Here is a 20,163-nt window from a genome sequence, read left to right as displayed (position 1 = left end):
CGTGCAGACCGGCAGCGGTGCCCCCGGGGCAGCGGAGGCCGCGGCTCCCGTCCGAGCCTTCGGCCTCGACCTCCCGGACTACCCGTGGGAGGCCATGGCCCCCTACGCGGCCACGGCCAAGGGGCACCCCGACGGCGCCGTGAACCTCTCCATCGGGACCCCGGTCGACCCGACGCCCGAGGTCGTCCAGGAGGCCCTCCGCGCGGCCGCGGACGCGCCCGGCTACCCGACCGTCCACGGGACCCGCGCCCTGCGCGAGGCCGTCGTCGAGTGGTTCGCGCGGCGCCGGGGGGTGACGGGCCTCGACGAGCAGGCGGTCATGCCGACCATCGGCTCGAAGGAGCTCGTGGCCTGGCTGCCGTTCCTGCTCGGCCTCCGGCCCGGTGACGTCGTGGTCCGGCCCAGCGTCGCCTACCCGACCTACGACATCGGGGCCCGCCTTGCCGGCGCCACCGCCGTCGCCGCGGACTCCCTCGACGAGCTCGACGCCGAGACCCTCGCCCGGGTGCGGCTCGTCTGGGTCAACTCGCCGGGCAACCCCACCGGCGCCGTGCGCGGCGCGGACGAGCTGCGCGCCGTCGTCGACCGCGCCCGCGCCCTCGGCGCCGTCGTCGCCTCCGACGAGTGCTATGCCGAGCTCGGCTGGGGCCCTTGGGACGTCCAGCGCGGCGGCGAGGCCGTCCCGTCGGTGCTCGACCCGCGGGTGACCGGCGGTGACTTCACCGGCCTGCTGGCCGTGTACTCGCTGTCCAAGCAGTCCAACCTCGCCGGGTACCGGGCTGCGTTCGTGGCCGGGGCGCCCGAGCTCATGCCGAACCTCGTCAACAGCCGCAAGCACGCCGGCATGATCGTGCCGTTCCCCGTGCAGGAGGCCATGCGGGCGGCCCTCGCGGACGCCGCCCACGTCGAGGCGCAGAAGGAGCTCTACCGCGCCCGGCGCAAGCGGCTCCTGCCCGCCCTCGAGGCCTTCGGCCTGACCTTGGCCCACTCCGAGGCCGGCCTCTACCTGTGGTGCACCGCGGGCGAGGACACGTGGGCCACGGTGGGCCGGCTCGCCGAGCTGGGCATCGTCGTCGGGCCCGGGGTGTTCTACGGCGAGGCCGGCTCCGGCTTCGTCCGCGTGGCGCTCACCGGCAGCGACGAGCGGATCGACGCGGCCGTGGAGCGGCTCACCCGCCGCTAGTAAAGCGTTTGTGAGGGGACTCACAGGCCCGCCTGCACGATTAGTGCCCCGTGCGGATCTGGGAGTAGCTTTGGTGTGTTGCGAGCTACCTCTTGAAGGGGAACCATGACTGAGATGAACGGCGCCGTCCTGCGCCACGAGGGCGGAGACCTCAAGCTCCCCCGCATCGCCGCCGTCGAGGGAAACGATGGCTACGACGTCTCGAAGCTGCTCAAGGAGACGGGCGCCGTCACCTTCGACCCGGGCTTCATGAACACGGCAGCCACGACCTCGGCGATCACGTTCATCGACGGCGATGAGGGGATCCTGCGCTACCGCGGCTACCCGATCGAGCAGCTGGCCCAGCACTCGAACTTCCTCGAAGTGTCCTACCTGCTCATCTACGGCAACCTGCCGACGGCCGCCGAGCTGGACGCCTTCGACCAGCGCATCCGCCGGCACACGCTCCTGCACGAGGAGCTCAAGAACTTCTTCGCGGGCTTCCCGCGCGACGCGCACCCGATGCCCGTGCTGTCCTCGGCCGTCTCAGCGCTGTCGACCTTCTACCAGGACTCCCTGGACCCGTTCAACGACGAGCAGGTGGAGCTCTCCACGATCCGCCTCATGGCGAAGCTGCCCGTCATCGCCGCGTACGCGCACAAGAAGTCCATCGGCCAGGCCCTCCTGTACCCGGACAACTCCATGAACATCGTGGAGAACTTCCTGCGCCTCTCCTTCGGCCTCGCCGCCGAGCCGTACGAGCTCGACCCGCTCATCGTGAAGGCCCTCGACACGCTCCTCATCCTGCACGCCGACCACGAGCAGAACTGCTCGACGTCGACGGTGCGCCTCGTGGGCAGCGCTAACGCGAACCTCTTCGCCTCGGTCTCCGCCGGCATCAACGCGCTCTTCGGTCCGCTCCACGGCGGCGCCAACGAGGCCGTGCTGAACATGCTCCGCCGCATCCAGTCCGAGGGCATCAAGCCCGAGGACTTCATGGAGAAGGTGAAGAACAAGGAGGACGGCGTCCGGCTCATGGGCTTCGGGCACCGCGTCTACAAGAACTACGACCCCCGCGCGAAGATCATCAAGGCCACCGCGCACGAGGTGCTCTCCAAGCTCGGCGGCAACGACGAGCTCCTGGACATCGCGATGCGCCTCGAGGAGAAGGCCCTCGCGGACGACTACTTCATCCAGCGCAAGCTCTACCCGAACGTGGACTTCTACACGGGCCTCATCTACAAGGCCATGGGCTTCCCAGAGAAGATGTTCACGGTCCTGTTCGCGATCGGCCGCCTGCCGGGCTGGATCGCCCAGTGGCGCGAGATGATCAAGGACCCGCAGACCAAGATCGGCCGCCCGCGCCAGCTCTACGTCGGCGAGGAGAAGCGCGACTACCCCGTCCGCTGACGCCCGCCCGTTCAAAGGACGACGACGGCCGGTGCCTTCCGCTGGAAGGCACCGGCCGTCGTCGTCCCCGGAACCCGCAGGGGATCAGGCGGACTGGTAGCCCTGGGGGTTGTTCTTCTGCCAGCGCCAGTGGTCCTCGCACATCTGCTCGACGGTCTTGACGGTGGACCAGCCGAGGTCCGCGAGGGCCGCGGACGGGTCCGCCCAGAAGGCCGGCAGGTCGCCCGGGCGGCGGGGCGCGATCTCGTAGGGGATCGGCGCGCCGACGGCCTTCTCGAACGCCGCGTGCATCTCGAGCACGCTCGTGCCCTTGCCCGAGCCGAGGTTCCAGCGGTGCACGCCCTCGTGGCTCGTCAGGTACGTGAGCGCGGCGACGTGGCCCTCGGCGAGGTCGACGACGTGGATGTAGTCCCGCAGGCACGTGCCGTCGGGCGTGTCGTAGTCCCCGCCGAAGACCATGAGCTTCTCGCGCCGGCCCACTGCGACCTGGGCGATGAACGGCACGAGGTTGTTCGGGATGCCCTGGGGGTCCTCGCCGATGCGGCCCGAGGGGTGCGCTCCGACGGGGTTGAAGTAGCGCAGGAGGGCCACGCGCCAGCGGGGGTCCGAGGCGCCGAGGTCGCTGAGGATGTCCTCGATCTGCTCCTTGGTGCGCCCGTAGGGGTTCATGGCCCCGATCTCCATCTTCTCGATGTAGGGCGTGGGGTTGTGCCCGCCGTAGACGGTCGCGGACGAGGAGAAGACGATGGTGCGCACGGCGTGGCGGTCCATCGAGCGCAGGAGCGCGATCGTGCCGGCGACGTTGTTGTAGTAGTAGTCGAGCGGGATGCCGACGGACTCGCCGACGGCCTTGAGCCCGGCGAAGTGGATCACGGCCTCGGGCGCATGCTCGGCGAACACCGCGTCGAGCGCCGCCTCGTCGGTGATGTCCGCCTTGACGAACGCGGCCTCGCGGCCCGCGAGCTCGCCGACGCGGCGCAGGGCCTCCTGGCTGGAATTCACGAGGTTGTCCACCACGACGACGTCGTGCCCGGCCTCGAGCAGGGTCAGGACCGTGTGGGAGCCGATGTAGCCGGTGCCGCCGGTGACGAGGATGCGCATGGCCTCCATCCTAGCCAGCGGGGCGACTCCGGCGCCCGGGCGCGCGGCTGTGTTGCGGGGCGGCCGGGCACAGGTGTGCTAGAGAGGACGGGTGCCCAGAATTGTTGACCCGGCGGAGCGCCGCCGGGAGGTCGTGGAAGCCGTCAAGCGGATCGTCGTCGCGGACGGGCTCGAGCGGGTCTCGCTGCGCGAGGTCGCGGCCGAGGCGGGCCTCGTCGTCGGCTCCGTGCGGCACTACTTCGACACCTCGGCCGAGCTGCTCGTGCACTCCTTCGAGGCGGTCGCCGACAGCGTCCTCGGCCGCGTCGAGGCCGCTTCGCCCGGGGAGGCCGGCGGCCGCGCGCAGAACGCCGAGGAGGCCGTCGTGGCACAGCTGTGCCAGCTCCTGCCGCTCGACGAGCCGCGCGCCGTCGACCTCTGCGTGTGGACGGCCTTCAAGCTCGCCGCCCGGACCCGTCCGGAGTTCGCCGCGACGGCCGAGCGCAGCCATCGCGCCGTGGCAGCCGCCGCCGGCCGTTCCGTCCTGGCCCTGCGCCCGGAGGCCGGGCACGAGGAGCTCGTCCGGGAGGCGGAGCGGCTCCTCGCCGTCGTCGAAGGCCTCGGCCTGCATGCCATGCTGCAGGGGAGGTGGCTCGACGCGGGCCTGTGCCTCGCCGTCCTGAGGGCCCAGGTCGCGAGCGTGGGCACCGCGGTGCCCGTCTGAGACGCCGAACCGGGCCCGCCGGGGCCGGTCCACGGGAATACACTGGGAGAGCAGACCGGCAAGGAGCGTACGACCTATGCACCATACTGGCGGACCTGGGTGGCGGATCACGATGGACACCTCCGGACCCATGCTTCTGGCGCTGTACCTCAAGGACAATGCGGGACTCGAGAACGCGGGGATGCCGCCCATCGCCCCCGCGCAGCCGAAGGTCCGCGAGTCCGACCACCACCAGCTCACCGCCCACGTCGGCGGGGTTCCCGCGCTGCGGCGCGAGTGGGAGGCCTGGTGGTCGAACCTCATCCGCAACCATCCGGACATGTCGCCGGAGCTCTCGCCCCCAGGCTTCGCGGCGTTCCACGGCGCCCCCGCGCTCCAGCGCTCCCTGCAGGCGCACTTCGGCGCCGCGCTGACGTGGGCCCGCGAGCGGCGCAGCGAGTACGAGCGGCTCGAGCGCCGGCGCGAGGAGGCGGGTGCGACGGACATTCTGCGGGAGATCGTCGAGGCCCGGCAGCTCGAGGTCGGGGACGGCGCGCGGGACTTCGAGCTCACGATCATCGAGCTGCCGCTCGCGCAGGAGCGGGCGTGGCTCGTCGACGCCGACAAGCTCATCATGAGCCAGTCGCTCCTCGAGGACACCGAGGTCTTCCGCAGCTACATGCAGCCGGTCGTCGAGCTGCTCGTCTGATGGGCGTCTAGGGGGCCTCGTGGCCGGCTAGGGGGCCTCGGCGAGCGTGATCGAGACGACCCCGGCCGGGGCCGCGGACTCGGCCCAGCCCTTGCCGCCGTCGCGCACCCATGTGTGGCCCGCGACGTCGACCTCGGTCACGGCGAGCTCCTTCGCGTTGGCGACAGCCCACTGCGCGATCGACCACGCGAGCGTGCCCTCCGCCGGGACGCTCACGGTGCGGCCCGCGGTGCTGGCCTCCATCGCGCCGTAGGCCTGCGTGAGCTCGGAGCGCAGGGCCTTGACGTCCCCGGCGGCCTCGGGCTTGCGCAGGGTGCACGTCAGGGCGGCCTCCGAGTGGCCGGTCAGGGCGGAGGCGAAGGCGCGGGCCATGTCCTCGTGCTCGGCGTAGGCCTGAGGGAATGCCGAGCGCTGGACCTTCTGGGCGGCGTCGGTGATGGAGAGCGCCTCATAGCCCTCGATCTTGATGAGGACGTCATAGAACGCGTTCGTGGCGTACGCGGGGTCCATGATCTGCGCCTCGCTGCCCCAGCCCTGCGAGGGGCGCTGCTGGAAGAGCCCGCGCGAGTCGGGGCCGGCGCCGTCCCCGTAGTTGATGTTCCGGAGCCTCGACTCCTGCATCGCGGTCGCCAGGGCGATGGTCGCCGCCCGTGGGGGGAGGCCGCGGCGCACGGCGATCGCCGTGATGAGCGAGGCGTTGGCCGCCTGGTCCGTCGCGAGGGACTGAGTGCCGTCGCCGAGCGGTGCCGTGCAGCCTTCGACCACGGGCGTCTCGGTCCTGTTGAGGACCACTGCCGCGATGTAGACGCCCACCACCGCGAGGGCGAGGGCGACGACGATGGTGAGGGCACGCCGCACTCTGCGGGCGAGGGCCATCGGTGATGCTCCTAGGGTGTGGGTTCAGGAAGCCGCCGGGCTCCGGACCGGACCGGGGTCCCGGCGGGCGCGCGCCTGCTGGCCTGGCGTGCGCCCGCGGGGAGGGCTCAGTTGGCGTGCAGCGCCTCGTTCAGCTCGACCGTCTGGCCGGCGCGGGCGAGCACCTCGACCTGGCCGGTCGTCGAGTTGCGGCGGAACAGGAGGTTGGGCTGGCCCGAAAGCTCGATGGCCTTGACTACCTTCTCCGCGTCCTCGCCGAAGGAGTCCTTGAAGCCCGGGATCCGCACGCGAGTGCCCGCCGTGACGTAGAGGCCGGCCTCGACGACGGAGTCGTCGCCGATCGAAATGCCCACGCCCGAGTTGGCGCCGAGCAGGACGCGCTCGCCGAGCGTGATGCGCTCCTTGCCGCCGCCCGAGAGGGTGCCCATGATCGACGCGCCGCCGCCGACGTCGGTGCCGTCGCCGACGACGACTCCCGCCGAGATGCGGCCCTCGACCATCGACGTGCCGAGTGTGCCGGCGTTGAAGTTCACGAAGCCCTCGTGCATGACGGTCGTGCCCTCGGCGAGGTGCGCGCCGAGGCGCACGCGGTCGGCGTCGGCGATGCGCACGCCCGCGGGGACGACGTAGTCCACCATGCGCGGGAACTTGTCCACGCCGTAGACAGTGACGGGGCCGCGGCGGCGGAGCCGGGCGCGCGTCGCCTCGAAGCCGGCGGGCAGGCACGGGCCGAAGTTCGTCCAGACGACATTGGCGAGCTTGCCGAAGATGCCGTCGAGGTTGATCGAGTTGGGCGTCACGAGCCGGTGCGAGAGGAGGTGCAGGCGCAGGTAGGCGTCCGCGGTGTCGGCCGGGGCCTGGTCGAGGTCGATCTGGACGAAGACGACCTTCGTCTGGGTGCCGCGCTCGGCGTCGTCGCCGTTCTGCGCGGCCTCGACGAGCTCGGCCGGGGCGGCGTCGACCACGGCGTCGTCCGAGAGGTGCTCGGCGGCGGTGCCGAGCGCCGGGGCCGGGAACCACACGTCGAGGACGGTCGCCTCGCCGGGGGTGCCGTCGGCGGCCGAGGCCACGTGGATCGTCGCGAGGCCGAAGCCGTGGGCAGAGCGGAGTGCGGCAGGGGTCTCAGTCATGGTTCCCAGTCTATCGGCGGGGAGACGGGCGCTTCGAACTAAGCTGGGGACGTGACTGCCCCCACCGCGCCCGCCCCGATCCTGCTGGACCTCGCGCAGGACGTCGCCCTGCTCACCGCCGCGATCCTGGACATCCCGAGCGTCTCGGGAGGCGAGACCGCGCTCGCCGACGCCGTCGAGCATGCCCTGCGCACCCAGACCTCCCTCGAGGTCACGCGCGACGGCGACGCCATCGTCGCGCGCTCGGCGCTCGGCCGGGCCGAGCGCGTCATCCTCGCCGGGCACCTGGACACCGTCCCCCTGCCGACCACCGAGGGCGCCCGGGGCACCGTCCCCTCGTCGTGGGACGGCCCGCCGGGGGAGGGCGTCCTGTGGGGCCGCGGCGCGACGGACATGAAGAGCGGCGTCGCCGTCCAGCTCGCGCTCGCGGCACGGCTCTTCCCGACCGCGCCGGTGGCCCTCGCCGCCGCGATGGCCGGAGCGGACGCGCACGACGCCGGCGACCCGCCGTCGGCCCTCGACGCGGCGGAGTCGGCGGGCGCGGTGGAGTTCGCGGGCACGCCCGCGCCTGAGCGCGACGTCACCTTCGTCTTCTACGACCACGAGGAGGTCGAGGCGGCCAAGAGCGGGCTCGGCCGGCTCGCGCGCAACCACCCCGAGCTGCTCGCGGGCGACTTCGCGATCCTGCTCGAGCCGACGGCCGGCACGGTCGAGGGCGGGTGCAACGGCACGCTGCGCGTCGAGGCCACGACCGTCGGCGAGGCAGCGCACTCGGCACGGGCCTGGATGGGCTCCAACGCGATCCACGCCGCCGCCCCGATCCTTGCGCGGCTCGCCGCCTACGAGCCCGCGACCGTCAGAGTGGACGGGCTCGACTACCGCGAGGGCCTCAACGCCGTCGGGATCGCGGGAGGCACGGCGGGCAACGTCATCCCCGACCGGTGCACGGTGACAATCAACTACCGGTTCGCGCCGGACAAGACCATCGAGGAGGCCGAGGCGCACGTGCGCGAGGTCCTCGACGGGTTCGACGTCGTGCGCACTGACGGAGCGTCCGGGGCCCGCCCGGGCCTCACGCACCCTGCCGCCGCCGCGTTCGTCGCGGCCGTCGGGCAGGAGCCCAAGCCCAAGTACGGCTGGACCGACGTCGCGCGGTTCTCCGAGCTCGGCGTCCCGGCGGTGAACTTCGGCCCCGGCGATGCACTCCTGGCACACAAGGACGACGAGCGCGTGGCCGCCGACGCGATCCGGGCGTGCCTGGCGTCGCTGGCCAGCTGGCTCGCTCCCTAGGAGCCCGCGGACGTCAGAGGGCCGCCTCCCGAAGGAGGTGGCCCTCATGCGTCGGCGCGGGGGTGGGCTAGGCCTCCTGCTCCTCGGTGGTCGCGGGGCCGGCGGGCGGGACGTGGGCGATGCCGCCGGCGGCCTTCTTCGACCCGCGGCGCTCGATCCAGATCGCCAGGCGCGAGACGCTGAGGTTGATGAGGATGTAGATCCCGGCCGCGACGAAGAACACGGGGAAGAGGAAGTCGGGGCCGAGGAAGTCGGCCATGATCTGCACCTTCCGCAGGAGCTCCTCGTAGGCCACGATGTAGCCGAGCGAGGTGTCCTTGAGCAGGACGACGAGCTGGGCGACGAGCGAGGGCAGCATGCGCCGGATGGCCTGCGGCAGCTCGATGGCCATGCGCGACTGGAAGCTCGTGAGGCCGATCGCGAGGCCCGCCTCGCGCTGGCCCCTGGGCAGGGACTGGATGCCGGCGCGGATGATCTCGGCGAAGATCGCGGCGTTGTAGAGGACCAGGCCCGCCACGACGGCGATGAACTGGTTCGTCGCGAAGACCAGCAGCACGAAGAGCATCATGAGCACCACGGGCATGCCGCGCAGGAACTCGAGGACGACCTGGGTCGGGATCCGGATGGCCGGGATGTCCGAGATGCGCAGGAGCGACAGGGCCAGGCCGAGCGGGAACGCGATGGCGGCGGCGATGGCCGCGGCGCTGAGGGTGGCCCAGAGGCCCTCGGCGAGGAGGCGCCACACGTCCGGGATGGCGAACACCTCCCACCGCTCGGCCTCGAAGATGCCCTGCTGGGCGAGCGTCCACACGGCCCAGGCGAGCACGGCGACGATGAGGACGATGCCGATGGCGGATCCGGTGAGCGAGACGCGGCGGGCCTTCGGGCCGGGGACGTCGTACAGGACGCTGGTCATCGGGCGATCGCCACCTTCTTCTCGACGCGGTGGGCCAGGATGCCCAGGGGGACTGTCATGAGCAGGTAGAACACGGCCGTTCCCGTCAGGACCCACATGACGGCGTCCCCGTGGTCGTTGGCGAGCTGGCGGGCGTGCCCGAAGAGCTCGAGCACGAAGAACGCGCCGGCGACAGAGGAGTTCTTCACGAGGGCGATGAGGATGTTGATCAGCGGCGGGACGACGGTGCGCAGGGCCTGGGGCAGGACGACGAGGTTCAGGACCTGTCCGAAGGTCAGGCCGATGCTCCGGGCGGCCTCGGCCTGGCCCACGGGGACGCTGTTGACGCCCGAGCGCACGGCCTCGGCGACGAACGCCGACGTGTAGCCGGAGAGCGCGATGATGGCCGCGACCTCGAACTGCTCGAAGCGGACCCCGAGGCGGGGCAGCACGATCGCGCAGAAGAAGAACACGATGGTCAGCGGCGTGTTCCGGGCGATCTCGACGAACGCCATGCTGAAGCCGCGCAGCGCCTTCACGGGCGAGACCCGCATGGCGGCGAGGATGGTGCCGGTCACGAGGGCGATGATGCCCGAGACGACGGCGAGGAAGAGGGTGCGGAGGAAGCCATCCCAGTAGATCGGGAGGCTCTCGATGATCACGTCCATGGGCTTCCTTGGTCGGGTCGTGGAACTCGAACGCCCGCCGCCGCCGGCTGGGGCCGGCGCGCGGCGGGCGTCGGGTTCAGGCGGACGGACGCTGGATCAGTAGCGGTCGATCTTGGGGAGCTCCGGGACGGTCTTGATGACCTTGCCCGCGGTGCCCTCCCACGCCTTCTTGTACGTGCCGTCCTTCTCGAACGCCTCGAGCTGGTCGTTGATCCAGTTGCGGAAGACCGTGTCGCCCTTCTTGAGGCCGATGCCGTAGGGCTCCTTGGTGAAGGTCTCCTCGCTGGCGAGCTTGAAGGCGTCCGGCTCCTTGTCGACGAAGCCGGCGAGGATGACGTTGTCCGTCGTGATGGCCTCGACCTGCTTGTTGCGCAGCGGCTCGAGGCACGCGGAGTAGGTCGCGGCCGGGACGAGCTCGGCGCCGTACTTCTCCACGATGGTCTTCGCCGGGGTCGAGCCGGTGACGGAGCAGACCTTCTTGCCCGTGACGTCCTCGGGCTTGGTGATCGTGGTGTTGTCCTTGTTCACCATGAGCGCCTGGCCGGCCTCGTAGTACGGGCCCGCGAAGTCGACCTTCTGCTTGCGGGCATCGTTGATGGTGTAGGTCGCGACGACGAGGTCGACGCGGCCCTGCTCGATGAACGCCTCGCGGTTCGCGGAGACGGTCTCGACCCACTCGATCTTGTCTGCGGGGATGCCGAGCTTCGCCGCGATGGCCTTGCCGATCTCGACGTCGAAGCCGACGGGCTTGCCGTCGAGGCCCTTCTGGCCGAAGAGCGGCTGGTCGAACTTCGTGCCGATCTTGATGGTGCCCGCCTTGGCGAACGTGTCCATCGAGCTGCCGGCCTCGAAGGTCGGGTTCGCCACCGGGGAGGCGGTCCCGCCGCCGGTCCCCCCGCCACAGGCGGACAGGGCGAGTGCGAGCGCCGCGGTGGCGGCGGCCAGCACAGCCTTCTTGGTTCCGAAGAGTGCCATTTCCAGCATTCCTTTCTTCTCGGGCCTGCAGGCCCAGATGCGAGCGAGGTGATGCAGTCCGAGGGTCAGTGGGTGAGCAGCTTGGAGAGGAAGTCCTTCGCGCGGCTGCTCTGCGGGTTGGTGAAGAACTGCTCGGGGGTGGCCTGCTCGACGATCTGCCCGTCGGCCATGAAGACGACGCGGTCGGCGGCCTTGCGGGCGAAGCCCATCTCGTGGGTCACGACGATCATGGTCATGCCCTCCTTGGCGAGCTGGACCATGACGTCGAGGACCTCGTTGATCATCTCGGGGTCGAGGGCGGAGGTCGGCTCGTCGAAGAGCATGACCTTGGGCTTCATCGCCAGCGCCCGGGCGATCGCGACGCGCTGCTGCTGGCCGCCCGAGAGCTGGGCGGGGAGCTTGGGCGCCTGCTGTGCGACGCCGACGCGCTCGAGGAGGGCCATGGCCTCCTTGTCGGCGGTGGCCTTGTTGACGCCCTTGACCTTGATCGGTCCCAGCGTGACGTTCTCGAGGATGGTCTTGTGGGCGAACAGGTTGAACGACTGGAAGACCATGCCGACGTCGGCGCGGAGGTGGGCGAGCTCCTTGCCCTCCTCGGGGAGCTTCTTCCCGTCGATGAAGATCGCCCCGCTCTCGATCGTCTCGAGGCGGTTGATCGCGCGGCAGAGGGTGGACTTCCCGGAGCCGGAGGGTCCGATGACCACCACCACCTCGCCCTTGGAGACTTCCATGTTGATGTCCTTGAGGACGTGGAGCTGGCCGTAGTGCTTGTTCACGTCCTTGACAGACACGAGCGCGGCAGGTGTGGCGGCGGTAGTCATAGGGAAAATGTAACGGAGATCATCCCGGGCGGCTCCGCGCGGGACACGCCGAACAGCAATCGTGATTGAAGCGAGACTAGCCTTGGGACCTATGAGCACCGATTCCGCGCCAGACAATGCCCCGGACCCCCAGCGGGCGCATGTGCCCTCGCGGCGCAAGGGCCCGCTCGAGCTGCGCCGCCGCCAGACTCAGCAGGGCACTGCAGACCAGCACCTCCTCGACACCCACGGCGCGGGGCGGTTCGTCCACACCGACCCGTGGCGGGTCATGCGCATCCAGAGCGAGTTCGTCGAGGGCTTCGGCGCGCTCGCCGAGCTCGGGCCCGCCGTGAGCGTCTTCGGCTCCGCCCGCACCGCGCCCGGCAGCGGGTACTACGAGACGGCGGTCGAGATCGGCAGGCTCCTCGCCCAGTCCGGCGTCGCCGTCATCACGGGCGGCGGGCCCGGCTCGATGGAGGCGGCGAACCGCGGTGCCGTCGAGGGCTCGGGGACCTCGGTGGGGCTCGGCATCGAGCTGCCGTTCGAGACGGGCCTCAACCCGTGGGTCGACCTCGGCATCAACTTCCGCTACTTCTTCGCGCGCAAGACCATGTTCGTCAAGTACGCGCACGGCTTCGTGGTCCTCCCCGGCGGCCTCGGGACCCTCGACGAGCTCTTCGAGGCCATGGTGCTCGTGCAGACCGGCAAGGTCACCTCCTTCCCGATCGTGCTCGTCGGCTCCGCCTTCTGGGGCCCGCTCCTGGACTGGCTGCGCGACACTCTCGTGGGCAACGGCATGATCTCGCCTGCGGACATGGACCTCATCCAGGTCGCCGACACCCCGGAGGATGCGGTCAGCCTCGTCCTCGCCGGTTTCGGCGACGACGAGCGCCGGGGCGGCATGTTCGGCAGCGCCGAGGAGGAGGACTGGGCCGAGGGCGTCGCAGGGGGAGCAGCGCAGGCGGAGGAGGCGTGAGCTTCTTCCTCGTCTTCCTCGCGATCCTGCTCGCCGCGGGGCTCGTGTGGTTCGCCGCCGGCGTCGTGCGCGGGCGCCCCGCGCTCGAGGGCGAGCCAGCCGACGGGTTCGACGAGCCGCCGGCGCAGCTGCCGCCGGTGCTCCTGCCCGAGCACCCGACGCCCGACGACGTGGACCGCGTGCGCTTCTCCCTCGCCTTCCGCGGCTACCGCATGGACCAGGTGGACCAGGTCCTCGAGACGCTGCGCGACAGGATCGGCGTGCAGGCCGCGCTCATCGAGGCGCTCACCGAGCAGCTGCGCCAGCGCCGGGCCGAGGACGCCGCCGGCCGCCCGACGGACGCGTGAGCCAGTCAGACGTGGTCCGGGAGAGGGCCACTGCGCCCTACCCCGTCCACGCGGCCCTCGGCTCAGCCGCGCGCCGGGCGGGGGAGTGGCTCGCGGCCCGGCCGTGGTGGCTCCAGGTCGTCCTCGTCTACGCGGCGTCCCGGGCCGTGGGCCTCGCGGTCTTCGCGGCGGCCGCCTACCACCAAGGCGTCAACCCCTGGTACGGGCCGCAGCCGGACTACGCCCGCTTCGTGCAGATCTGGGACGCCGAGTGGTACGGCCGGATCATCCGGGACGGCTACCCCTCCGAGCTCCCGCGCTCGGCGAGCGGCGCCGTCCAGGAGAACGCGTGGGCGTTCTACCCTGTCTTCCCGCTGCTCGTGAAGGGGCTCGCTGCGGCGAGCGGGCTGCCGTGGCAGGCCGTCGCCCAGGCCGTGGCCGTTCTCGCGGGCCTCGGCGCGTGCCTCATCGCGTACCGCCTCTTCCGCACGGCGGCCGGTCCTGAAACCGCACTCTGGGGCGTCGCCTTCGTCGCCTTCTTCCCCATCTCCGCGATCCTGCAGGTGCCCTACGCCGAGTCGCTCGGCCTGCTCCTGCTCGCGTGGTCCCTGCTGTGGATCGTCGAGCGCCGGTACGCCGCGGCGATGCCCGTCGTCGTCCTCATGAGCCTCACGCGTCCCATCGGGGTGCCCATGGCCGCCGCGCTCGGGGCGCTCCTCGCCGTACGCTGGTGGCGCCGCCGGGAGGCGGGCACGACGGCGGGCGAGCTCGCGCGGCTCGCGGGGCTCGCCGTCGTCAGCGGGGCCTCCGCCCTCGCCTGGCCGGCCATCGCCTGGGCGGGCACCGGCGAGATGACCGCGTACACGCAGACGGAGACCGTCTGGCGCGGGGGCCCGCTCGAGCTGTTCGTCCCGTGGTTCGAGACGGGGCAGTTCCTGTTCGGCCCCGTCGGGGGCGTCCTCGCGCCGCTCGTCCTCGTGGCGGTCGCGGCGCTCGCGCTCACGAGCACGGCGGTGCGCCGGAACGGCCTCGAGCTGCAGCTGTGGTGCGCGGCGTACATCCTGTACCTGCTCGCCGTCCTGCACCCGCAGACGAGCACGTTCCGGATGATGCTCCCGCTCTTCCCGCTCGCGCTCGCCGCCGCGGGGGCCTCCCGCTCGCGCGCGTTCCGGTGGTCGACGCTCGGCTTCTTCGTCCTGCTCGAGATCGTCTGGGTCCAGTGGCTGTGGGTGTGGACCCAGCTTCCGGGGGGCGGCGACTGGCCCCCCTGACCGGCACGCGCGTACCGGTCCTTGCCTACTTGAAGGTATGCCGGCTGGTAATGTTGTCAGCAGCACGCAGTGCCTGCGACCGACTGGAGGGGAAGAGCACATGGCAGCCATGAAACCGCGAACCGGTGATGGGCCGATGGAGGTCACCAAGGAGGGCCGCAGCCTGATCATGCGCGTGCCGCTCGAGGGAGGCGGCCGCCTGGTCGTCGAGCTCAACGCCGAGGAGGCCGCCGAGCTCAAGGAATGCCTCGTCGGAGTCACCGAGTAGCCACCGCAGGCCTCGTACAGGAGGGCCGGTCCGAAAGGACGGGCCCTCCTGCTGCGTCTCGGGGCCGGGATTCAGCGGCGCACGGCCAGGAGCAGCCCGTCGCCCGTGGGCAGGATCGAGACGGAGAGCCGCTCGTCGGCGCGCAGGGCCCGGTGGAGGCTCCGCAGGCCCGCCGTCGTGGGCTCGCGGTGCGCCGGGTTCGAGACCCGGTCCCGGTCGAGGGCGTCGTTGAGCACGAGCAGCCCGCCGGGGCGCAGGAGGCGCACGGCCTGCTCGGCGTAGGCGGGGGCGTTGGCCTTGTCCGCGTCCACGAGGACGAGGTCGTAGGCCCGGTCCGTGAGCCTCGGCAGGACGTCCGCGGCGCGGCCGGGGATCGCCCGGATCCTGCTCGAGGGCACGCCTGCCTCGGAGAAGGCCATGCGGGCGGCCTTGAGGTGCTCGACGTCGCGGTCGATCGTCGTCAGGACGGCGGTGGGGGCGAGGCCGCGCAGGAGGCATACCCCCGAGACGCCCGCGCCGGTGCCGATCTCGACGGCTGTGTGGGCCTTCGCCGTCGCGGCGAGGACGGTCAGCGCCGCCCCCACACCGGGGCTCACGGGGGTGACCCCGAGATCGTAGGAGCGCTCGCGCGCGCGGGCCAGCACGTCGTCCTCCGCCGCGAACCCCTCGGCGTAGGACCAGCTGCTGGACTTCTCGGAGCTCATGGGCGCGCTTTCGTCTCGGGCTTTCGTCTCGGGGGCTGATCCAGCCTATCGCCTCGCACGCGTCAGGCCGCGGTACGCCCTTGGCGGAATGAACAGGCAACTCCCAGACAAGGCTGGCACACTGGGGCTTCAGTGGCCCGCCGTCACGGCGGTGGGCGAATCGAGCGAGCGAAGGCAGGTGCGTGGACGTGACGGCTGGATCTGCTGCGGCCACCGAGACCCCCTACGAGTCCCCCGAGGCGTGGGTTCCGCCGACGTGGGAAGAAGTCGTTGCCCAGCACTCCGCGAAGGTCTATCGGCTCGCGTACCGCCTCACGGGCAACCAGCACGACGCCGAGGACCTCACCCAGGAGGTTTTCGTCCGCGTCTTCCGCTCCCTCGAGAACTTCAAGCCCGGCACGCTCGACGGCTGGCTCCACCGCATCACGACGAACCTCTTCCTCGACCAGGCCCGCCGCCGGAGCCGCATCCGCTTTGACGCGCTCGCGGACGACGCCGAGGCGCGCCTCCCGGGCCGCGAGCCCGGGCCCGAGCGCAGCTACGAGATGAACAACCTGGACCTCGACGTCCAGGCAGCGCTCGAGGAGCTCCCGCCGGACTTCCGCGCCGCCGTCGTCCTGTGCGACCTCGAGGGGCTCTCCTACGACGAGGTCGCCGACGCCCTGGGCGTCAAGCTCGGGACGGTGCGCAGCCGCATCCACCGCGGCCGCACGCTCCTGCGCGAGAAGCTCGCCCACCGGGACCCCCGCCGGGGCACCGCGAAGAAGCGCCTCGCGCTTCCGCGGGTGGCCCGCGGACTCCGCTAGGAGGGCCCGTGGGTACGTCCCCCTGGTCAGCGCTGCGCCCGGAGAGCCACCCCAGCACGGCCGCGCACGTGCGCTCGTGTCCCGAATGCCGCGGCCGGCTCGAGGCGCGGCGCCGCTACTTGGCCGCCCTGCGCGAGGCCGACGTCCCTCAGGCGAGCAGCTGCCTCCAGGAGCGGCTCCTCCGGCAGACCCAGCACCTTGCGGCACAGGCCGAGCTTGCCGAGGCCTCCTCGCGGCGGCGCAGCGGGGGAGCGCTGCGCGCCGGCCTGTCCGTCCTCGCGGGGGCGGCGGCGGCCGCCGCGGCCCTGGCCGTGACCGCGTACGGAGTCGCTGGCGACCCTCCCGCCCGGACGCCCCTGCAGGGGACCGAGGCGTCCTTCGTCCTCGCGTCGTCCTCGCTCGCGCGCCTGGGTTCCGCCGACGGTGCGTTGGGCGCCCAGGCCCCGGGCGGGCCGGCGGGGGCGGCGCTGGGCACCGCGCCGCTCCTCGAGGATCCCCTCGAGCGCATCGGGCGCGGCCTGCGGATCGTCTTCGGGGCCTCGTGCCGTCCGTGACCTCATGATGCAGCGACCTCATGACGCCGTGATCGGATGAAACTGCGCGCGATCCCGGCCCCATCCAGTGAATCGCCCGCTCTCGCGGGCAGACGGTAGTGTTGCACGCGTGTTCGGAATCAACGGCCCCGAGTTCATCCTCCTGCTGGTCATTGGCATCCTCGTGATCGGCCCCCAGCGGCTGCCCGAATACACCCAGAAGCTCACGAACATCGTCAAGGAGCTGCGCCGCATGGCGAGCGGGGCGAGGGAGCAGCTCAAGGAGGAGACCGGCGTCGATCTCAACGAGGTGGACTGGCGCAAGTACGACCCGCGCCAGTACGACCCCCGGAAGATCATCCGCGAGGCGCTCCTCGAGGAGCCGTCCGCGCCGGCCGCCGTCACCGCCGGCGCCGCGGCCCAGGCCTCGCCGCCCGCCCCGGAGCGCACCGTCGAGCGGCTCGCGGCAGGGGAGCGCGCCCCCTTCGACACCGAGGCGACCTGAATCCCAGAGCACGCCAGGCCCTCAGGGGAGGCTAGCCGACCGGGGTCACCCCGAGGCTGCGGCCCGCGAGGCCGCGCGGCTGCGCCGCGAGCCGGTCCGCGACGGCGCGGAGCGCTGCAGCGGACGGCGAATCCGGGCGCGAGAGCACGATCGGCACCCCCGCATCGCCACCCTCGCGGAGGGCGACGTCGAGCGGCACCTGGCCCAGGAGCTCGACGGGCACCCCGAGCGAGGCAGAGAGCCGCTCGGCGACCCGGGCGCCGCCGCCCGAGCCGAACACCTCCATGACCGTGCCGTCGGGCAGGATCAGCCCCGACATGTTCTCGATGACCCCGGCGACCCGCTGCCCGGTCTGCGCCGAGACCGTCCCGGCGCGCTCCGCGACGTCGGCCGCCGCGGCCTGCGGGGTCGTGACGACGAGCAGCTGCGCGTCCGGCAGAAGCTGGGACACCGAGATCGCGATATCGCCCGTGCCCGGCGGGAGGTCGAGGAACAGGACGTCGAGGTCCCCGAAGTACACGTCGCCGAGGAACTGCTCGAGCGCCCGGTGCAGCATCGGCCCACGCCACGCGACCGGCTGGTTCCCCTGGACGAACATGCCGATCGAGATGACCTTCACGTCGTGGGCCACTGGCGGAAGGATCATGTCGTCCACGCGCGTGGGCGTGCCCGTGACGCCGAGGAGCGCGGGGACGGAGAAGCCGTGGACGTCCGCGTCCACGATGCCCACGCGCAGGCCGCGGGAGGCGAGCTCGCACGCGAGGTTGACCGTGACCGAGGACTTGCCGACGCCGCCCTTGCCGCTGGCCACGGCATAGACCTTCGTGAGGGAGCCCGGCTTGCCGAAGGGGATGCCGCGCTCGGGCCGCAGCCGGTCCCGGAGCTCCTGGCGCTGCTCGGGGGTCATGACGTCGAGCACGACGGCGGTCTCCTCCACGCCGGGCACGCTCGCCAGGGCTGCGCGCACGTCGGCGTCGATGGTCCCACGCAGGGGGCACCCGGCGATGGTGAGCAGGACGCGGACGGTGACCCTGCCGCCGTCGGCCGTGACCTCCTCGAGCATCCCGAGCTCGTCGATCGGCCGGCGCAGCTCCGGGTCGATGACAGTGTGGAGGGCGGCGCGGACGGCCGCGAGGTCGACCGCGCTCACGCCTCGCCCTCCGTCCCGTGGCCAGACCTGGCGGGGTCGACGACGTCCGCAGGCTTCACCTTGGGGATCTGCTGCGTGCGCGGCGCGCGGGTCTTCTTGTCCTTGCGCCGCTTCAGCGGGCCCTCGCCCTCTGCCTCCTCCTGCTCCGAGAGCTCCTCGAGCATCGCGCGCAGCTCGGCGCGGACGAAGTCGCGGGTCGCGACCTCGCGCAGCGACAGGCGCAGCGACGCGAGCTCGCGCGTGAGGTACTCGGTGTCCGCGAGGCTGCGCTCGTTGCGCGTGCGGTCCTGTTCGATCTGGACGCGGTCGCGGTCGTCCTGCCGGTTCTGGGCGAGCAGGATGAGGGGCGCGGCGTACGAGGCCTGGAGCGAGAGCAGGAGCGTCAGGAGGGTGTAGTTCAGCGCCCTGGGGTCGAACTGGAGGTTCTCGGGCCCCCACGTGTTCCACGCGAGCCACGCGATGCAGAAGAGCGTCATGTAGAACAGGAACTGGGGGGTGCCCATATACCGGGCGAAGCGCTCTGCGAAGCGGCCGAAGGCGTCGGGGTCCGGGTTGAACCGCGGCATGAGCCTCCCGCGCTGCTCGAGAGGAGTATCCAGACCGGGCAGCTTGCGGGGTTCAGCCAAAGCGTCCTCCGAACTTCCTCAGCGGTTCGCCGTCCTCGTGCACGCGCCAGTCGTCCGGCAGGAGGTGGTCGAGGAGGTCGTCAACAGTCACCGCCCCCACGAGGCGGCCATCGGCATTGACGATGGGTACAGCGTTCAGGTTGTACTGGGCCATCGTCCGCGCGACCTCGCTGATCGAGTCGAGGTCCCGCATCGGCTCGAGGCCCTTGTCCACGATCATGCCGAGCTGCTCTGGGGGCGCCGCGCGCAGGAGCTGCTGGATGTGGACGGTGCCGAGGTAGCGCCCCGTGGGCGTCTCGAGCGGGGGCCGGCAGATGAAGATGGCCGAGGCCAGGGCGGGGGTGAGCTCCTCGCGGCGCACGTGCGCGAGGGCCTCGGCGACCGTCGCCTCGGGCGGGAGGATCACGGGCACTGGGGTCATGACCGAGCCTGCAGTGCCCTCGTCGTACTGCAGGAGGCGCCGGACGTCCTCGGCGTCCTCGGGCTCCATGAGCTGCAGGAGCTCCTCGGCCTTGTCGGCAGGGAGGTCGGCGAGGAGGTCGGCGGCGTCGTCCGGGTCCATCTCCTCGAGGACGTCTGCCGCGCGCTCGAGGTCGAGGGAGGAGAGGATCTCGACCTGGTCGTCCTCGGGCAGCTCCTGGAGGACGTCGGCGAGGCGCTCGTCCTGGAGCTCCGAGACGACCTCGAGGCGCCGCGCGTCGCTCATCTCCTGCATCGCGTCGGCGAAGTCGGCGGGCTTGAGGTCCTCGTGGGTCGCGAGGAACTGCGCCGCGCCGCGCACCTGGCCGATCCCATCGCGGGTGTCCTCCCAGTCCACGAGCTGTGCCGAGCCGCGGCGCAGGCCGCGGAAGCTGCGGCCCTCGGGGGCGCGCCGCACGAAGAGCTTGCTCACGAGCCAGTCGCCGTTGCGCTGCTGGTCCATCGCGAGGTCCTCGATGACGGCCTCTGTGCCGTCCTCGACAAGCGTCACCCGCCGGTCGAAGATGTCCCCGAGAACGAGCTGCTCCGCCCCGCGCTGCTCGAAGCGGCGGAGGTTGATGAGTCCGGTGGTGATGATCTGGGACTGGTCCATGCTCGTGACACGGGTCATGGGCACGAACACGCGACGCTTGCCGGGGACCTCGACGACGATGCCCACGGCCTGCGGCGGCCGCTTGCCGCGGGGGATGACGACGACGTCGCGGAGCCGCCCCACACGGTCGCCCACCGGGTCGAACACGTCGAGGCCGAGCAGCCTGGCGACGAAGACGCGGGCGGGGTTCGAACTCACGCTGTCTAGGCTACTCCAGCGCCGGACTTC

General features: G+C 71.6%; 23 protein-coding genes. 12 read left to right on the top strand and 11 right to left on the bottom strand.

The window, feature by feature from the left end:
- Position 1: 1 nt before the first annotated feature.
- Positions 2–1,183, top strand: a complete 1,182-nt coding sequence (dapC, locus tag ACUYMY_RS12385; RefSeq protein WP_481703846.1) for a succinyldiaminopimelate transaminase — start codon at positions 2–4, stop codon at positions 1,181–1,183.
- Positions 1,184–1,288: 105 nt separating this feature from the next.
- The gene (locus ACUYMY_RS12380) at positions 1,289–2,572 is read left to right on the top strand and encodes a citrate synthase (protein ID WP_481703845.1); all 1,284 of its coding nucleotides are present in this window, start codon (positions 1,289–1,291) and stop codon (positions 2,570–2,572) included.
- A gap of 84 nt (positions 2,573–2,656) precedes the next feature.
- Here ACUYMY_RS12380 and galE read toward each other — a convergent pair whose 3' ends face one another.
- The gene (galE, locus tag ACUYMY_RS12375; RefSeq protein WP_481703844.1) at positions 2,657–3,673 is read right to left on the bottom strand and encodes a UDP-glucose 4-epimerase GalE; all 1,017 of its coding nucleotides are present in this window, start codon (positions 3,671–3,673) and stop codon (positions 2,657–2,659) included.
- Between the two features lie 91 nt (positions 3,674–3,764).
- Between galE and ACUYMY_RS12370 the strand changes: the two genes are divergently transcribed.
- Positions 3,765–4,376 carry a TetR/AcrR family transcriptional regulator gene (locus tag ACUYMY_RS12370; protein ID WP_481703843.1) on the top strand — a complete coding sequence of 204 codons (612 nt, stop codon included), beginning with the start codon at positions 3,765–3,767 and terminating at the stop codon, positions 4,374–4,376.
- A gap of 76 nt (positions 4,377–4,452) precedes the next feature.
- Positions 4,453–5,064, top strand: coding sequence for a hypothetical protein (locus ACUYMY_RS12365; RefSeq protein ID WP_481703842.1), 612 nt, complete (start codon positions 4,453–4,455; stop codon positions 5,062–5,064).
- A 27-nt stretch (positions 5,065–5,091) separates the two neighbouring features.
- On the opposite strand, the gene ACUYMY_RS12360 is transcribed toward ACUYMY_RS12365, so the two are convergent.
- Both ACUYMY_RS12360 and dapD read right to left on the bottom strand, forming a co-directional pair.
- Complete coding sequence (locus tag ACUYMY_RS12360; protein ID WP_481703841.1) at positions 5,092–5,940, bottom strand: transglycosylase SLT domain-containing protein; 849 nt, start codon at positions 5,938–5,940, stop codon at positions 5,092–5,094.
- 107 nt (positions 5,941–6,047) lie between these two features.
- Complete coding sequence (gene dapD, locus ACUYMY_RS12355; RefSeq protein ID WP_481703840.1) at positions 6,048–7,070, bottom strand: 2,3,4,5-tetrahydropyridine-2,6-dicarboxylate N-succinyltransferase; 1,023 nt, start codon at positions 7,068–7,070, stop codon at positions 6,048–6,050.
- Between the two features lie 51 nt (positions 7,071–7,121).
- Between dapD and dapE the strand changes: the two genes are divergently transcribed.
- Entirely contained in the window at positions 7,122–8,360 is a 1,239-nt protein-coding gene (gene dapE / locus ACUYMY_RS12350) for a succinyl-diaminopimelate desuccinylase (protein WP_481703839.1), read from the top strand.
- Between the two features lie 67 nt (positions 8,361–8,427).
- Here the strand turns inward: dapE and ACUYMY_RS12345 are convergent, their stop codons facing one another.
- The 4 genes from ACUYMY_RS12345 to ACUYMY_RS12330 all read right to left on the bottom strand — a co-directional run bounded on the left by ACUYMY_RS12345 (position 8,428) and on the right by ACUYMY_RS12330 (position 11,719).
- Positions 8,428–9,276 carry an amino acid ABC transporter permease gene (locus ACUYMY_RS12345; protein ID WP_481703838.1) on the bottom strand — a complete coding sequence of 283 codons (849 nt, stop codon included), beginning with the start codon at positions 9,274–9,276 and terminating at the stop codon, positions 8,428–8,430.
- Positions 9,273–9,923, bottom strand: a complete 651-nt coding sequence (locus ACUYMY_RS12340; RefSeq protein WP_481703837.1) for an amino acid ABC transporter permease — start codon at positions 9,921–9,923, stop codon at positions 9,273–9,275. The genes ACUYMY_RS12345 and ACUYMY_RS12340 overlap by 4 nt, the downstream gene beginning before the upstream one ends.
- Before the next feature lie 96 nt (positions 9,924–10,019).
- Positions 10,020–10,898, bottom strand: a complete 879-nt coding sequence (locus ACUYMY_RS12335; RefSeq protein ID WP_481703836.1) for a glutamate ABC transporter substrate-binding protein — start codon at positions 10,896–10,898, stop codon at positions 10,020–10,022.
- Between the two features lie 65 nt (positions 10,899–10,963).
- Positions 10,964–11,719 (bottom strand): amino acid ABC transporter ATP-binding protein, encoded by a 756-nt coding sequence (locus ACUYMY_RS12330; RefSeq protein WP_481703835.1) that lies wholly within the window; start codon positions 11,717–11,719, stop codon positions 10,964–10,966.
- 91 nt (positions 11,720–11,810) lie between these two features.
- Between ACUYMY_RS12330 and ACUYMY_RS12325 the strand changes: the two genes are divergently transcribed.
- The 4 genes from ACUYMY_RS12325 (at position 11,811) to ACUYMY_RS12310 (ending at position 14,539) form a co-directional block, all read left to right on the top strand.
- Positions 11,811–12,674: an LOG family protein gene (locus ACUYMY_RS12325; RefSeq protein ID WP_481703834.1), complete on the top strand. Its 864-nt coding sequence runs from the start codon at positions 11,811–11,813 to the stop codon at positions 12,672–12,674.
- The gene (locus ACUYMY_RS12320) at positions 12,671–13,021 is read left to right on the top strand and encodes a DivIVA domain-containing protein (RefSeq protein WP_481703833.1); all 351 of its coding nucleotides are present in this window, start codon (positions 12,671–12,673) and stop codon (positions 13,019–13,021) included. Before ACUYMY_RS12325 ends, ACUYMY_RS12320 begins: the two co-directional genes overlap by 4 nt.
- Positions 13,018–14,271 carry a hypothetical protein gene (locus ACUYMY_RS12315; RefSeq protein ID WP_481703832.1) on the top strand — a complete coding sequence of 418 codons (1,254 nt, stop codon included), beginning with the start codon at positions 13,018–13,020 and terminating at the stop codon, positions 14,269–14,271. The genes ACUYMY_RS12320 and ACUYMY_RS12315 overlap by 4 nt, the downstream gene beginning before the upstream one ends.
- 100 nt (positions 14,272–14,371) lie before the next feature.
- Positions 14,372–14,539 carry a DUF3117 domain-containing protein gene (locus tag ACUYMY_RS12310; RefSeq protein WP_077489993.1) on the top strand — a complete coding sequence of 56 codons (168 nt, stop codon included), beginning with the start codon at positions 14,372–14,374 and terminating at the stop codon, positions 14,537–14,539.
- Between the two features lie 71 nt (positions 14,540–14,610).
- On the opposite strand, the gene ACUYMY_RS12305 is transcribed toward ACUYMY_RS12310, so the two are convergent.
- Positions 14,611–15,243 carry an O-methyltransferase gene (locus tag ACUYMY_RS12305; protein ID WP_481703831.1) on the bottom strand — a complete coding sequence of 211 codons (633 nt, stop codon included), beginning with the start codon at positions 15,241–15,243 and terminating at the stop codon, positions 14,611–14,613.
- 188 nt (positions 15,244–15,431) lie between these two features.
- On the opposite strand from ACUYMY_RS12305, the gene sigE reads away from it, so the two are divergent.
- From sigE to ACUYMY_RS12290, 3 genes are all read left to right on the top strand, one after another.
- The gene (gene sigE / locus ACUYMY_RS12300; protein ID WP_481703830.1) at positions 15,432–16,049 is read left to right on the top strand and encodes an RNA polymerase sigma factor SigE; all 618 of its coding nucleotides are present in this window, start codon (positions 15,432–15,434) and stop codon (positions 16,047–16,049) included.
- A gap of 8 nt (positions 16,050–16,057) precedes the next feature.
- Entirely contained in the window at positions 16,058–16,603 is a 546-nt protein-coding gene (locus ACUYMY_RS12295; RefSeq protein ID WP_481703829.1) for a hypothetical protein, read from the top strand.
- Between the two features lie 109 nt (positions 16,604–16,712).
- On the top strand, positions 16,713–17,087 hold the full coding sequence (locus ACUYMY_RS12290) for a twin-arginine translocase TatA/TatE family subunit (protein ID WP_481703828.1): 375 nt from the start codon (positions 16,713–16,715) through the stop codon (positions 17,085–17,087).
- A 31-nt stretch (positions 17,088–17,118) separates the two neighbouring features.
- On the opposite strand, the gene ACUYMY_RS12285 is transcribed toward ACUYMY_RS12290, so the two are convergent.
- From ACUYMY_RS12285 to ACUYMY_RS12275, 3 genes are read right to left on the bottom strand one after another with little or no spacing between them, the layout of a single operon-like run.
- The gene (locus tag ACUYMY_RS12285) at positions 17,119–18,237 is read right to left on the bottom strand and encodes an Mrp/NBP35 family ATP-binding protein (RefSeq protein ID WP_481703827.1); all 1,119 of its coding nucleotides are present in this window, start codon (positions 18,235–18,237) and stop codon (positions 17,119–17,121) included.
- On the bottom strand, positions 18,234–18,803 hold the full coding sequence (locus tag ACUYMY_RS12280) for a DUF1003 domain-containing protein (protein ID WP_481705053.1): 570 nt from the start codon (positions 18,801–18,803) through the stop codon (positions 18,234–18,236). The genes ACUYMY_RS12285 and ACUYMY_RS12280 overlap by 4 nt, the downstream gene beginning before the upstream one ends.
- Before the next feature lie 52 nt (positions 18,804–18,855).
- On the bottom strand, positions 18,856–20,133 hold the full coding sequence (locus ACUYMY_RS12275) for a magnesium transporter MgtE N-terminal domain-containing protein (protein ID WP_481703826.1): 1,278 nt from the start codon (positions 20,131–20,133) through the stop codon (positions 18,856–18,858).
- Positions 20,134–20,163: the final 30 nt, after the last annotated feature.

It is taken from the genome of Sinomonas sp. T428B (assembly GCF_056780155.1).
Note: the sequence above shows the minus strand (reverse complement) of the source record. Positions and strands in the feature narration are given on the sequence as shown.

Bases quoted from the DNA above. Each gene is read 5' to 3' on its own strand.
- ACUYMY_RS12380 (WP_481703845.1), top strand. From the start codon at position 1,289: ATGACTGAGATGAACGGCGCCGTCCTGCGCCACGAGGGCGGAGACCTC.
- galE (WP_481703844.1), bottom strand. From the start codon at position 3,673: ATGCGCATCCTCGTCACCGGCGGCACCGGCTACATCGGCTCCCACACG.
- ACUYMY_RS12365 (WP_481703842.1), top strand. From the start codon at position 4,453: ATGCACCATACTGGCGGACCTGGGTGGCGGATCACGATGGACACCTCC.
- ACUYMY_RS12360 (WP_481703841.1), bottom strand. From the start codon at position 5,940: ATGGCCCTCGCCCGCAGAGTGCGGCGTGCCCTCACCATCGTCGTCGCC.
- dapD (WP_481703840.1), bottom strand. From the start codon at position 7,070: ATGACTGAGACCCCTGCCGCACTCCGCTCTGCCCACGGCTTCGGCCTC.
- ACUYMY_RS12345 (WP_481703838.1), bottom strand. From the start codon at position 9,276: ATGACCAGCGTCCTGTACGACGTCCCCGGCCCGAAGGCCCGCCGCGTC.
- ACUYMY_RS12340 (WP_481703837.1), bottom strand. From the start codon at position 9,923: ATGGACGTGATCATCGAGAGCCTCCCGATCTACTGGGATGGCTTCCTC.
- ACUYMY_RS12335 (WP_481703836.1), bottom strand. From the start codon at position 10,898: ATGGCACTCTTCGGAACCAAGAAGGCTGTGCTGGCCGCCGCCACCGCG.
- ACUYMY_RS12330 (WP_481703835.1), bottom strand. From the start codon at position 11,719: ATGACTACCGCCGCCACACCTGCCGCGCTCGTGTCTGTCAAGGACGTG.
- ACUYMY_RS12325 (WP_481703834.1), top strand. From the start codon at position 11,811: ATGAGCACCGATTCCGCGCCAGACAATGCCCCGGACCCCCAGCGGGCG.
- ACUYMY_RS12310 (WP_077489993.1), top strand. From the start codon at position 14,372: ATGGCAGCCATGAAACCGCGAACCGGTGATGGGCCGATGGAGGTCACC.
- ACUYMY_RS12305 (WP_481703831.1), bottom strand. From the start codon at position 15,243: ATGAGCTCCGAGAAGTCCAGCAGCTGGTCCTACGCCGAGGGGTTCGCG.
- ACUYMY_RS12280 (WP_481705053.1), bottom strand. From the start codon at position 18,803: ATGCCGCGGTTCAACCCGGACCCCGACGCCTTCGGCCGCTTCGCAGAG.